This window comes from Geomonas silvestris (assembly GCF_014193515.1).
In the GTDB taxonomy this organism is placed as follows: domain Bacteria; phylum Desulfobacterota; class Desulfuromonadia; order Geobacterales; family Geobacteraceae; genus Geomonas; species Geomonas silvestris.
Genome location: NZ_BLXX01000001.1, coordinates 281,912 through 294,858, shown reverse-complemented (window position 1 = coordinate 294,858; position 12,947 = coordinate 281,912). Strand labels below are relative to the sequence as shown.

At 62.8% G+C, this 12,947-nt stretch carries 12 protein-coding genes and 1 riboswitch; of the genes, 7 read left to right on the top strand and 5 right to left on the bottom strand.

Features of this window, described 5'->3' with window-relative positions:
* Positions 1 to 7 precede the first annotated feature (7 nt).
* Positions 8 to 1,675 carry a GAF domain-containing sensor histidine kinase gene (locus GMST_RS01235; RefSeq protein ID WP_183352781.1) on the top strand — a complete coding sequence of 556 codons (1,668 nt, stop codon included), beginning with the start codon at positions 8 to 10 and terminating at the stop codon, positions 1,673 to 1,675.
* Positions 1,676 to 1,691: 16 nt separating this feature from the next.
* Positions 1,692 to 3,224 (top strand): sigma-54-dependent transcriptional regulator, encoded by a 1,533-nt coding sequence (locus tag GMST_RS01230; protein ID WP_183352780.1) that lies wholly within the window; start codon positions 1,692 to 1,694, stop codon positions 3,222 to 3,224.
* 82 nt (positions 3,225 to 3,306) lie between these two features.
* On the opposite strand, the gene GMST_RS01225 is transcribed toward GMST_RS01230, so the two are convergent.
* The 5 genes from GMST_RS01225 to GMST_RS01205 all read right to left on the bottom strand — a co-directional run bounded on the left by GMST_RS01225 (position 3,307) and on the right by GMST_RS01205 (position 8,262).
* Positions 3,307 to 3,531, bottom strand: coding sequence for a hypothetical protein (locus GMST_RS01225; RefSeq protein ID WP_183352779.1), 225 nt, complete (start codon positions 3,529 to 3,531; stop codon positions 3,307 to 3,309).
* A 362-nt stretch (positions 3,532 to 3,893) separates the two neighbouring features.
* On the bottom strand, positions 3,894 to 4,742 hold the full coding sequence (locus GMST_RS01220; RefSeq protein WP_183352778.1) for a HesA/MoeB/ThiF family protein: 849 nt from the start codon (positions 4,740 to 4,742) through the stop codon (positions 3,894 to 3,896).
* A gap of 1 nt (position 4,743) precedes the next feature.
* Positions 4,744 to 4,968, bottom strand: a complete 225-nt coding sequence (locus tag GMST_RS01215; RefSeq protein ID WP_183352777.1) for a MoaD/ThiS family protein — start codon at positions 4,966 to 4,968, stop codon at positions 4,744 to 4,746.
* A gap of 65 nt (positions 4,969 to 5,033) precedes the next feature.
* Positions 5,034 to 6,764 carry an aldehyde ferredoxin oxidoreductase family protein gene (locus GMST_RS01210; RefSeq protein WP_183352776.1) on the bottom strand — a complete coding sequence of 577 codons (1,731 nt, stop codon included), beginning with the start codon at positions 6,762 to 6,764 and terminating at the stop codon, positions 5,034 to 5,036.
* A 39-nt stretch (positions 6,765 to 6,803) separates the two neighbouring features.
* Positions 6,804 to 6,920, bottom strand: a riboswitch (molybdenum cofactor riboswitch).
* 178 nt (positions 6,921 to 7,098) lie between these two features.
* Complete coding sequence (locus GMST_RS01205; RefSeq protein ID WP_183352775.1) at positions 7,099 to 8,262, bottom strand: iron-containing alcohol dehydrogenase; 1,164 nt, start codon at positions 8,260 to 8,262, stop codon at positions 7,099 to 7,101.
* A gap of 508 nt (positions 8,263 to 8,770) precedes the next feature.
* On the opposite strand from GMST_RS01205, the gene moaA reads away from it, so the two are divergent.
* From moaA to GMST_RS01180, 5 genes are all read left to right on the top strand, one after another.
* On the top strand, positions 8,771 to 9,751 hold the full coding sequence (moaA, locus tag GMST_RS01200; RefSeq protein ID WP_183352774.1) for a GTP 3',8-cyclase MoaA: 981 nt from the start codon (positions 8,771 to 8,773) through the stop codon (positions 9,749 to 9,751).
* Positions 9,752 to 10,014: 263 nt separating this feature from the next.
* Positions 10,015 to 10,449 (top strand): MOSC domain-containing protein, encoded by a 435-nt coding sequence (locus tag GMST_RS01195; RefSeq protein ID WP_183352773.1) that lies wholly within the window; start codon positions 10,015 to 10,017, stop codon positions 10,447 to 10,449.
* 34 nt (positions 10,450 to 10,483) lie between these two features.
* On the top strand, positions 10,484 to 10,672 hold the full coding sequence (locus GMST_RS01190) for a hypothetical protein (RefSeq protein ID WP_183352772.1): 189 nt from the start codon (positions 10,484 to 10,486) through the stop codon (positions 10,670 to 10,672).
* Between the two features lie 22 nt (positions 10,673 to 10,694).
* Positions 10,695 to 11,507, top strand: a complete 813-nt coding sequence (locus tag GMST_RS01185; protein ID WP_183352771.1) for an electron transfer flavoprotein subunit beta/FixA family protein — start codon at positions 10,695 to 10,697, stop codon at positions 11,505 to 11,507.
* A gap of 95 nt (positions 11,508 to 11,602) precedes the next feature.
* Positions 11,603 to 12,919: an electron transfer flavoprotein subunit alpha gene (locus GMST_RS01180; RefSeq protein WP_183352770.1), complete on the top strand. Its 1,317-nt coding sequence runs from the start codon at positions 11,603 to 11,605 to the stop codon at positions 12,917 to 12,919.
* Positions 12,920 to 12,947 lie beyond the last annotated feature (28 nt).

Sequence of the window (12,947 nt, the reverse complement as noted above, 5' to 3'; positions counted from 1 at the left end):
CACACAGGTGACGGACCGCGGCAAACTGCTCGAGCAACTGACCGGCGTCGACTCTTCCAAGCTCAACTACTACGTCGAGCTGAAAAAGAGAAACCAGGACGTTTTGACCCAAAACAGCCGCCTGGAGATCCTGCAGCAGCTCACCCGGGACATCAACATCGACATGTCCATCGGGGACATCATCGAGCGCGCCTTCAAGCAGCTTCCGAAGGCGCTTCCCTGCGATTTTTTGGGGCTGGCCAAGATGCAGAAGGGGGAGCTCAGGATCTTCGCCATGGCGCCGCGTGATTTCTTCAGCAATCCTGTTGTTGCCGAGGATTCCCGGCTGATGGACGCCTTGAACGGCCTGGGCGCCACCTGTTACCGCCCCGAGGACGCCCCGGTCTTTTTCGGCCAGGCCAACCCGGATAACCCGGAACAGCTGCGTTCGCTTGCCGTGGCGCCGCTTTTCGAGCGGGCCGAGGTGACCGGGCTCTTGCTCTTGGGCTCTACCCGCGAGTCGGCCTACGCCGCGGCGGAACTGAACTTCGTGCAGCACCTGGCCGACCAATTGGCCATCAGCCTGCAGAATGCCCGGCTCTACAAGCAGGTGTCGCGCGCCAAAAAGGAGTGGGAGGAGACCTTCCAGGCGGTAACCGACCCGATCTTCCTGATCGACACCGACTACAACGTCCTTTTGCACAACGACCGGCTGCCGCCCCAGATGAGCGAGGCCTGGAACCGGGCCATCTCCGACAAGTGCTTCGCCCGCCTGCGCGGCGGTGTGCGCCCCTGCGAGAACTGCCCGATCGAGGAGATCAAGAAAAACGGCAAGCCGGTGTTCCAGCGCTGGCAGACCGAGGGTGACACCTTCGTGGATCTCTCCTACTACCCGGTCTTAAACGACGAGAAGCAGCTCTCCGCCGTCACCATCATCCTGAAGGACGTCACCCAGAAGCTCAAGATGGAAGCCCAACTGGTACAGTCCGCCAAGATGGTGGCGCTCGGGGTGATGGCGGCCGGGGTCGCGCACGAACTGAACAGCCCGATGACCGTCATCATCGGCACGGCCCAGATGCTGGCGCGGGAGCTCCAAGAAGAGGGGCAGCCGGAGCGCAGCGAGGCGCTCGAGGACATCATCAACTGCGGCTTGCGCTGCAAGCGGATCATCCAGAACCTGCTCACCTTCTCCCGCCAGGACCAGGCGCCGCAGGCGGCCATCGATCTGAACGCCGAGACCGACCGGGTATTGGGCATGATCCAGTACCAGATCAACCGCAGCCAGATCCTGATCATCGAGCACCTCGACCCGGAACTGCCGCGGGTCTTCGCCAACGGGCCGCAGATCCAGCAGGTCCTGACCAACTTCCTGATCAACGCCCGGGACGCCCTGTCCGATGTCGCGCGCGCCGAGAAGGTGATCGAGGTCTCCACCGGCGTCCGGATGGAAGGGGGCAAGAGCTGGGTGGTCTTAAGCGTCCTGGACAACGGCACCGGCATCGCGCCCGAGGATATCTCCAAGATCTTCACCCCGTTTTACACCAGCAAGGAGTCGAGCAAGGGGACGGGGCTGGGGCTCTCGGTGAGCCTGGGGATCGCGGAATCCCACGGCGGGCGCATTGAAGTGGACAGCAAACTCGGGGTAGGGAGCCGGTTTTGCCTGGTCCTGCCGGTAGATAATGACAATGCAGCGTGAAAGGGGGGGAGCCAGCATGCCAGAGTTGCCCGTGCGGGTCCTGATCATCGACGACGAATCGGACGTATGCACCTTCTTCAAGCGGCTCCTGACCAGGGCCGGCTACGCGGTGGTGACCGCCTCGAACCATCCGGAAGCGCTCGCCGCGCTCGATGGGGGGCCGTTCAACGTGGCACTGGTCGACCTGAAGCTCCCCGACACCGACGGCCTCACCCTCTTGAAGGCGGTGAAGGCGCGCCAGCCCGCCTGCGAGGTGATCATCATGACCGGCTACAGCACGGTGAAGACCGCCGTCGCCGCCATGCAGATGGGAGCCTACGAGTACCTGGAAAAGCCCTTCGACGACATCGCCGAGATCGAGCGGCTGGTGGCACGGGCCGCCAGTTCCGGCGTCAGCCCGACGCGGGGCGAGGGAGGCAGCGAGGAGTGGGCTGAGGTGGCCCAAGGGGTCGGCTTCCGGGTGGGGAAAACCGAGGCGATGCGGCAGATGGTGGGGCTTGCCTACAAGGTCGCCGGCAAGAACATAAGCGTGCTGATCCAGGGGAAGACCGGTACCGGCAAAGAGGTATTGGCGCGCTTCATCCACGCCGCTTCCGAGCGCGCCGGGCAGCCCTTCATCCCGGTGAACTGCGGGGCGCTGCCGGAGAACCTCCTGGAGAGCGAGCTCTTCGGCCACGAACGGGGCGCTTTCACCGGCGCCAACCAGACCCGGCGCGGCATCTTCGAGCTGGCCAACCACGGCACCCTCTTGTTGGACGAGATCGGCGACGCCACGCCGCAGATCCAGGTCAAGCTCCTGCGGGTTCTGGAGACCGGCGAGTTCATGCGGGTAGGGGGCGAGCGCCCCATCAAGACCGACGTCAGGGTGATTGCCGCCACCAACGTGGACCTGGAACAGGCGATCAGGGACAAGAGCTTCCGCGAAGACCTCTACTACCGGCTCAACGTGGTCCGGCTGGAGATCCCGCCCTTGAGCGCCCGTTCCGGGGACATCCCGCTTTTGGCCGAGCACTTCGTGCAGCAGTTAAACCGCAGCATCAAGCTGAGCCCGGGTGCAGTAGAACTCTTGCAGCAGTACGCCTGGCCGGGGAACATCCGCGAGCTGGCCAACGTGATGCGGCGGGCGGTCGTCATCTGCAACGGCGGCAGCATCCTCCCCGAGCACCTGGGGGGAACCTTCATGTACGGGCCCAGTTTCACGCCGCGCGGCATGGGAGCCGCAGCCGGGCCGGATGGGTTACTTGAGGGTGATAAGGGGGTCGAGGTGCTGCTGAAAAGCTACGCGCAGGGACGCTGCCTCGAACAGATGGGGGACGTGGAGCTGGACCGGCTCCTGGCGAGCTTGCGCGAGGCGGAGGCGGGGCTTTTGGCGGTGATGGCACGAAAAGGGATCGCGCCACCGCTCTTCGACCTCAAGGACAGCGAGGCTCACACCATCCGCACCGCGCTCGCCCAGTGCGACGGCAACATCACCGAGGCCGCCAGGGCACTGGGGATTGCCCGCAACACCCTCTATCGCAAGATCAAGGAGTTCGAACTCTCCGAGTAGGGGAGGGCAGGGGGCTGGCCCCTTGGGTGCGGCTTGGGCGAGGTTCTCGAAGCCGGCGCGTGGGGCTGGTGTGTCTGACCTGTCAGGCTGGGGATGTGCCGGGTAGGTGGATCAACTCGCAGCAGCGGCATTTCCCGTAACGTGCCGGTAATAGCAGCAGGTTGATGGTGAGGCATTTCTTGCATTCCCAGAAGGTGTAGGCGTTGACGTTGTGTCCGGCCTGCGCGCTGAAAAACCACTGGTAGTAAGATTCCCAGTCGTATTCCGGTTTTCTCTGTTCCCTCTCCACGAGCTGTTCCAGTAGCATACCCCTCTCCTTTGCACGCAGCGCACAAGGTTCAAGCACGGCTGCAACTTCAACCTACCACAAGAGGTGCATCTGGCTCAAATGAGTATACCGAGGGCCGTGAACCTAAAACCGTTTTGCCACTGAGACACGGGGGGCACGGAGAAACCAGGAATCGGGGGTAAACCGAATCTGGAGTTTGGAAAAGTGGGGGCAGGGGGATTTGATTTTTCGTAGATCTACCAGTAAAGCCGGCTTTGCCACGAAGACACGGAGGGCACGGAGCAGCCCAAAGACTGAGGCTTAAGGTTCCCCCTCAGATTTTTGCTGTTCTGCGTGTACTCCGTGCCTCCGTGACAAAAATTTTTTATGCCTGCGCTGCCTCAAGCGGCGCGGACCAGCTTGACCGGCTGGTCGTAGGGGATCTCGTGCACCTCCATCTCCAAGAGGTCGATGGACAGCTTGCGGTTGCGTAAAAGCTCCCCCTTGCCCAAAAGGATCTTGCAGACCTCGGCGGCCTCGATGCTGGCAATTATCGCGGGGGTGAAGGCGGGGTTGCCCAACTGCTGCTCGATCCCCTTGCCGGCCACCCAGTGCCGGTAGATCCCCTGCACCGTTTCCTCGCCGGGAAACTGGGTGGCGACGTGGCCGTACCAGCCGCCGATCGCGCCGTGCACCATGGGGATGCCTACCGCGCCCGTCACTTCCGCCAATTCCAGGCGGTAGGAGATGCTGTCCAAGGCGTCGACCGCCACCTCGACCCCTGCCAGCAGTTCGCGTCCATTGGCCAGACCGAAGGCATCCTGTACCGCCGTCACCGTGACCGCCGGATTGATCTGCTCGACCCGCTGCCGGGCCGCTTCCACCTTGGCCAGGCCCAGGTTGTTCGGGGTGGCGAGGATCTGGCGGTTCAGGTTGTGTTCCTCGAAGACATCCGGGTCGACGGCCACCAGGTGACCCACCCCCAGGCGCGCCAGCTCTTCGATGACGTAGCCGCCCAGGCCGCCGCAGCCAATGACGGCCACCCGGCTGGAAAAAAGCCGCAACTGCTCGTGGACGTCGATCATCATCCGGTTGCGCTGGTAGCGCGCGGGGAAGAGGCCGTTTTTAAGGGCGAGCCGCTCCACCGCTGCGTGGCTCAGGCCGAAGTGCTTGACGGCAGCGCAGTGTGCCGTCCAGGGGAGCATCCCCTCGCGGGACCACTCCTCCAGAAAAGAGAGGGCTTCGTTCATATCAGCCTCCGCCCACCAGGGGGAAGAGCGACAGCACGTCCCCCGGCTGTAGTTCCTGGTCCAACATCCCGTGCCGGCCGTTGATCATGATGATCCCTATCTCGTCGTCGGTGAGGCTCAGGTCCGCCACCACCTGGCGGCACTGCGTCCCCTCGGGCAGTTCGCGCTCCTCGACCTTGAACCTGCCGTTTCTGAAGGTGGCGAACAGTTTGACGGTTACTCGCATGGCTACACCTGCTTTAAAGAAGTAGCCCCCTCCCGGGTCGGGAGGGGGCGGGGCGGCGACGCTTTTTAGAAATCCCAGAACGCATCGATCTCGGCGTCGGTGAAGTCCCAGACCGCATTGTGAGGGGCCACCGGCTCGTTTTTGAAGAAGTCCGGCAGGCGGTCGTGCACGTTCGTGAAACCGGCCTCGGTGTTGAACTTGCGCTCGAGCTTCAGGATGTGCTTGCCGAGGTTGGTGACGTCGTCGCCGGTAAGGGCGATGCCGAAGCGGGCGTTGATCATGTCGATCAGGGCCGGCAGGCACTCCGGGATGTCGAGGGCCGGGAAGGCGACGAAGATGCACATACCGGTCGAGTCGACCGCTGCGGTGGCGATCTGCAGGTTACGGGACAGCTCCACCTGGCCTTCTTTCTTGAGCGGGTCGACGTAACCGCCCACGTTCAGGATGTTCGTGGCGATGGTGTAGCCCGAGGTGTGGTCGGCGCCCATGGTGCTGGTCGCGTAGGTGATGCCGATCCCCTTCACGGAGCGCGGGTCGTAGGCCGGGATCCCCTGGTTCTTCACCACTGGGACCCGGGTCACACCATAGGTGCGTCCCACCGAGGCGGCACCGCCCCCGAGGATCCTGCCCAGCGCGGTTCCCTTGCCGATCTCCTCCCGCAACATGCGCAGCATCTCCTTAGAGTCTCCCCAGTTCAGGATACCCGCCTCCATGGCGACGCCGAACATGACCGCAGTCTCGATGGAGTCGATGCCGATGTCGTCCATCAGGTTGTCGGCGCGGGCGATGTCGTCCAGGTTGTCGATGCAGCAGTCGGCGCCCAGCCCCCAGATGGTCTCGTACTCGAAGCCAGAGGTGATGTACTTGCCGTCCTTGTCGTTGTAGACCTGGGAGCACTGGATGATGCAGCCGGCGTGGCAGCCGTGCTTCACCTTGCCGCTGCGGGAGGCGATCACCTCGTTCATGGTTTCGCCGGAGATCTTGTCGTGCGCCTCGAACTGTCCCATGCTGAAGTTCTTGGTGGGGAGGCCGCCGGCTTCGTTCAGGATGTTGACCAGGACGTTGGTGCCGTAGGTCGGCAGGCCTTCGCCGGAAACCGGGTGCTCCAAGAGGGCCTTCGAGAAGGCGCGCGCCGCGGTCTTGAACTTCTCCGGATCGGCGATCTTAACGCCCGGTGCGCCCTCGCCGTCGATGGAGATGAACTTGATCTGCTTGCTGCCCATGACCGCGCCCAGACCGCCACGCCCGTGGCTACGGATCTTGGAATCGGGATCCTTTACCGAGATGTTGGCGGCGGTCATCTTCAATTCGCCCGCCGGGCCGATGGTGAGGACGCCGGTCTTCTTGCCCAGGCGCGCCTCCACGGCGTCGATGACCGCGAAGTTGCCCAGCCCCAACAGTTCCTTTTCCTCGTTGATGGTGACCCCGTTCACGCCGACGCTCAGGTTGTACCAGGTGCCGTCTTTGGGGGCGCCCTCGATGATCATGGCCTTGACGCCGAGTTTTGCCAGCATCTGGGCCGCGGTGCCGCCAGCGTTACTTTCCTTGATGCCGCCGGTAAGCGGGCTCTTGGCGCCGGCGGAGAGGCGGCCGGAGTTGGCCGCGGGGGTGCCGGTCAAAAGCCCCGGTGCGAAGCAGAGGATGTTCTGTGCCGAGAGCGGATGGCAGGTGGGGGGGACTTCGGCCGCCACGATAGTCGAGGTGAGGCCGCGGCCGCCCAGCCCCGCCCAGTCTGCCGGTACCGCTTCAATCTTGGTGCTGAGGTCCGTCATGTTAACGCGAAATATCTTGTCCATGCTTGATCGAGCTCCCTGGTAAATGTGTAATAGCCGCGCGTCGTCCGCGCGGGCACTCCTTTCCATGAGGGAGGCTCCGCCGTTTCCAGCGAAACCCGTTGGCCTGGCGCCCTGAGGTGTCCCTTTTAGGCAGCATGGCTCGGAGATTTCCGTGTGTGTCAGATATGGGTGCCGCACACCGTACCCGGCGCACCTCACCGCGTGCTGCGGGTGCCGCCATTCAAAGCTCGTCGGTCACCGAGGTGTTGCCACGAAGTACCGCAGCCTCCCCCGCGTCCCCCCCCCCTTGCGAAGGGGGGACAGGGGGGATTTGCCTTGCCCGTTGCACGACGAACTACATCGCCGCCTTGAAGATATCGATGACCTGCTCGAGTGTTGCCTTGCGCGGGTTGGTGAACTGGCAGGCGTCCTTCTTGGCGTTCTCCGCCATGACCTTCAGGTCCTCTTCCTTCACGTTCAGCGCTTTCAGGCCGGTCGGGATGCCGATTGAGGCGGACAGGCTGCGGATCCTGGCGATGGCCTTCTCGGCCGCTTCGGTTACCGAGAGCCCGTCGATGTTCTCGCCGAGGGCGACCGCGATGTCTGCGAACTTCTGCGGGCAGGCGATCAGGTTGTACGCGGAGACGGCCGGCAAAAGGATCGCGTTGCACACGCCGTGCGGCAGGTTGTAGAAGCCGCCCAGCTGGTGCGCCATGGAGTGTACGTAGCCAAGGCTTGCGTTGTTGAAGGCCATGCCAGCCAGGTACTCGGCGTAGGCCATCTTGTCGCGGGCCTCCAGGTCGTCGCCGTTGGCGACTGCCGGGGAGAGGTACTGGGCGATCAGTTCGATGGCCTTGATGGCGCAGGCATCGGTGATCGGGGTGGCGATGGTGGAGACGTAGGCCTCGACCGCGTGGGTCAGGGCGTCCATGCCGGTTGCCGCGGTGAGCGCCGCCGGCTTGCCGACCATGAGCAGCGGATCGTTGATGGCGACGCTCGGGGTGCAGCGCCAGTCGACGATGGCCATCTTCACGTGGGTGTCGGTGTTGGTGATGATGCAGAAGCGGGTCATCTCGCTGGCGGTGCCTGCGGTGGTATTGATGGCGATGAACGGGGGCATCGGCTTGGTGCTCTTGTTAACCCCTTCGAAATCGCGAATCACGCCGCCGTTGCCGATCACCAAGCCGATGCCTTTGCCGCAGTCGTGGGAGCTGCCGCCGCCCAGGGTGATGATGGCGTCGCAGCCGGTTTCCTGGTACACCTTCACGCCGTCGGCTACGTTGAGGTCAGTAGGGTTCGGCTCGGCACCGTCGAAGATCACCACCTGGACGCCGGCCGCCTCGACCTGCTCCTTGATCTTGTCGGCCATACCCATGGCCTTGATCCCCTTGTCAGTCACCAAAAGCGCCTTGGACGCGCCCAGCGCCTTCACCTGCGGGCCGGTTTCCTCGGCCGAACCGATACCCATGAGCGATACTGTCGGGATGAAAAAGCCGTACGTCTGTTTTCCTAATGCCATTGTGTCTGTCCCCCTCGTGTAGTTTCGGATGTCGCCACCCGTGTCTGTCCTGCGTGCTGTGGATTTGTGCATACGGTTTCGTAAAACGGTTTTCTAGGTTATCGCAAACCGCATACCAGAATGCCGTTTAGACGTACTGTTTATGAAAAACGTACAGTATGTCGGGTTGTTAGGTCGAGGCAAGGGCGGCAGGGTGGGGCGGTGGCCGAAAAGGTGGCGCTCCACAATAGAACACTCGCGCTGCTCCAAAGCGTAACGCCTGCTACATTGTGGAACGTTTGCTCTCCCCCTTGCTCCCGATCCGATTTCCCCTCCGGACTTTCCACCTTCCCTCGGATCAAAAAAAACGAAAACCGCGCTGAATAAGGTACCTGGACGCCCTGGCCCGGCCGTTCTCAGGCACCCTCGCGGGATTTTGGCTGCACCTTGGTATCGAAATTGCCATGTACAGGCGGACGACGGTCCGAATGGTCTGGCAGGGTAGGAGAGAGACTGCGGAGGTGCTGACATGGAAATGATCGATGGTTACGGCAGACGCATTAATTACCTGAGACTCTCGGTTACCGACCGCTGCAACCTGCGCTGCCGTTACTGCATGCCGGCGGACGGGGTAGCCAAGCTTGACCACCAGGAGGTGCTCTCCTACGAGGAGCTGTACCGGATGGCCTTTGCCAGCGTGGCCTGCGGCATCCGGAAGATACGGATCACCGGTGGCGAGCCGCTGGTACGCAAGGGGTTGGTGCCGTTCCTGAAGCGCTTGACGGAGATAAAGGGGCTGCGCGAGTTGGTCCTCACGACCAACGGCATCCTGCTTCAGGAGTTGGCGCTTCCTCTGCGGCAGGCAGGAGTGGCGCGGCTCAACGTGAGCCTGGACTCCCTTGATCCGGAAAACTTCTCCCGCATCACCAGGGGCGGCGACCTTTCCCGGGTGCTCGCCGGCATCGAGGCGGCCGAGCGGGCCGGCTTCCCCCCGGTAAAGATCAACATGGTGGTGATGCGCGGAGTGAACGACCACGAGATACTCGATTTCGCCGCCCTCACCAGGAAGAAGGCGTGTACGGTCCGCTTCATCGAGTACATGCCGACCCTTAGGGACGAGGACTGGGACGTCCAGTCGATGCCGGGCGCCGAGATACTGCAGCAGATTGCACAGCAGTATCCCTTGCTGCCGCTGGTGAGCGGCGAGATGGCCGGGCCGGCGCGGAATTTCAGGATCGAAGGGGCGCCCGGTGCCATCGGGATCATCACCCCGGTATCCGGGCACTTTTGCGAGAGCTGCAACCGTATCAGGATGAGCGCCTCCGGCCAGGTGCGCGGCTGCCTCTTCTCCAACCGGTCGGTAAACCTGAAGGCGCTTCTTGGCTACGGTGACTCGGGGCTGCTGCGCCAGACGCTGCGACGCATCGTGCGCGAGAAACCGGGGCAGCACAGACTGGCCGAAGAGGGCGTGCAGACGGCCAGCATCGCGATGTCGCGCATCGGCGGGTAGAGGCATTTTTTTTGCCACGGAGGCACGGAGATCACGGAGAAAGGCGAATAAACGGGGAAAGGCGATAAACGGGGAAAGTCTTTCTGCTGCAGGTCTTTGCCGAGTAGAGCGTTCGGCGCTTTCGATGCCACGGAGAGTACCTGAGAAAATAGCAGGCAAGGGAACACCTCGCCTTGCCTCTCCAAGGTTTAGTGCTTCCCCGAAGCTGGTTTTACTCCGTGTCTCCGTGGCAAAAAAAGATTTGGACGTTTCAGGAGGTCCGCATGCAGCAAGGACGCATCGTAGCGGTAAGTGTCAGCGAGTCGAAAGGGGAGAAGAAAACCCCGAAGGACGCCGTGCACCTGAGAGAGAACTACGGCATCATCGGCGACGCCCACGCCGGGGACTGGCACCGCCAGGTGAGCCTGCTGGCGCAGGAGAGCATCCGGAAGATGCAGCAGCTGGGGCTCTCGGTGGGGCCGGGGGATTTCGCCGAGAACCTGACCACCAGCGGCATCGATCTGGTGGCCCTTCCGGTGGGAAGCCGGCTGGCCGTGGGGCTCGTTGAGATGGAGATCACCCAGATCGGCAAAGTCTGCCATACCCGCTGTGCCATCTACTACCAGGCGGGGGACTGTGTGATGCCCAAGGAAGGTGTTTTTGCCAAGGTAGTGAGCGGCGGGATAATCCGGCCGGGAGACGAACTAATTCTGCTGTGACCACACGGCGTAATCAAAAAAGAGGAGCGGGACCATGGGAGTGCAGCGCAGGATCAAGAGCAATATCGTTTCGATCAGGATGAGCGAAGAGGAGTTCAGTGCTTTTCAGAAAATCATGAACGCAAGGAAAACGAAGGCATCGGCTGTTCTGCGCGAAGCCTTGATGCTTTTCAAGGAACAGTGGGAGCGCTCCAGGCGCCTGGAAACGGCGACAGAGAACTGATCGACCGTTCAGGAGGCAAGCCATGTACGTAGTTGCCTGTATCAAGCAGGTTCCCGACACCACGCAGGTGCAGATCGACCCGGTCACCAATACCCTGGTGCGCGATGGCATCCCGTTCATCGTCAACCCCTACGATAGCCACGCTCTGGAAGAGAGCCTGCGCATGAAAGACCGCTACGGTTTTAAAGCTGTGGCTCTCTCCATGGGGCCGCCCAATGCCGAGGCCACTCTCAGGAAAGCGCTGTCGCAGGGCGTGGACCGGGCGATCCTGCTCTCCGACCGCGCCTTCGGCGGCGCCGATACCCTCTCTACCAGTAACGTCTTGGCCGCCGCGATCAGGAAACTGGCCGAGCAGGACGAAGTGGGGCTGGTATTTTGCGGCAAACAGACCATCGACGGGGACACGGCACAGGTGGGGCCGGGAATCGCGGTGCGGCTGGGTATCTCGCAGCTCACCCTGGTGGACCGGATCGAGCACCTGGATTTCCTTGCCCGCAAAATTCGGGTGCGCCGCAAGCTTGAGGGGCGCTACGAGATCGTCGAGGCCAAGCTTCCCGCCATGATTACCGTGGTGAGGGAGTTGAACCAGCCGCGCTATCCGACTGTTCCCATGCGGCTCAAGGCCGTGCAGAGCGATGTCGATGTTTGGGACAACGGTGTCCTGAGGCTAGATGCCAACAGCATCGGCCTCAAGGGATCCCCGACCTGGGTGAGCCGGATCTTCTCGCCGGAACGCAGCCAGGGTGAGATCGTGGGCAACGGACTCAAGGACCCGTCCGGCACGGCACGCGACCTGGTCCAGCGTCTCCTGTCGCGGGACCTTTTAACCATCTAAAGTCCGATTCTGCCACGGAGGGGGGAGATTGCCGTTGACGTACTCCGTGAGCTCCGTGCCTCCGTGGCAATACAGATTGTAAAGAAGGAATCCCTATGACCGAGGTCACAACCAAGATCAAGAAGCCACGGGGCAAGGTGCGCCTTTTGGAAGGCAAATGCATCGCCTGCGGCGCCCGCTGCCAGGGGAGCTGCCCAGTAGACGGCATCGAGATGAACGCTGCGGGCGAGCCGGAGATCCTGCTTGCCAAGTGCATCGGCTGTCTGAAGTGCGTAAAGGCCTGTCCGGGCGGTGCGCTGGAGATCTTCTATTCGCCGGAGGAACTGGAGATTCTCGCGGCCCTGGACGGCCAAAAGGACCTGGCGGAGGAGGATGCGGACCCGGAGGAGAAGGCCCGTCGCGCACTGGTGGCTCAATACCGCGGTATCTGGGTCTTCGTCGAGCAGACTGACGGCGAGGCCGCCCGGGTCTCTTGGGAACTCCTCGGCAAAGGTGCCGAGCTCGCGACCAAACTCGGCGTCGAACTCTGCGCGGTGGTCCTTGGCGACCGGGTGGAGCACTTGTGTCAGGAGGCTATGTACTACGGCGCTCACAAGGTCTACCTCGTGGACCAGCCGGTCTTGCTGCACTACCGAACCTACCCCTATCTGGACGCCCTCTGCCACCTGATCGAGAAGTACCGCCCGGAGGTCGTCCTTATGGGAGCGACCGGCCTGGGGCGCGACCTGGCTGGTGCGGTGGCGACCAGGGTCGGGACCGGGCTCACCGCCGACTGTACCGGTCTCGACATCGATGAGAACCGCAACCTGATGCAGACCCGCCCGGCCTTTGGCGGCAACATCATGGCAACCATCATGTGCGACCGGTTCCGCCCCCAGATGGCCACCGTGCGCGCACACGTCATGACGCTCCCTGAACGCAGGCCGATCGCCAGCGGCAGTATCGTCCACGAGACCCTCCCCATCAACGAGGCGCTGGTCTTCACCAAGGTGCTCGAGGTGATCCGGGAGAATCGGGGCAACCAGGTGGACATCGCCGGCGCCGAGTTCATCGTCTCCGGCGGACGCGGCATGATGTCCAAGGAGAACTTCGGCATCCTGCAGGAATTGGCGGACGAGCTTGGCGGGGTTGTGGCGGCCTCGCGCAGCGCGGTGGACGCCGGGTGGATGCCCGCGGAGCGCCAGGTGGGGCAGACCGGCAAGACGGTGCGTCCGAAGATCTATCTCGCCTGCGGGATCTCCGGGGCCATCCAGCACCTGGTCGGCATGCAGGATTCCGACCTGGTCATCGCCATCAACCGCGACCCGCAGGCCCCCATCTTCGAGGTAGCAGGCTACGGTATCGTCGGCGACCTGTTCAAGGTTGTTCCGGCAATCACCAGCTACCTCAGGGAGCTGAAGGGCGTCAGGTGATATTGCACCGCGTCGCTCAGCCCAGAAA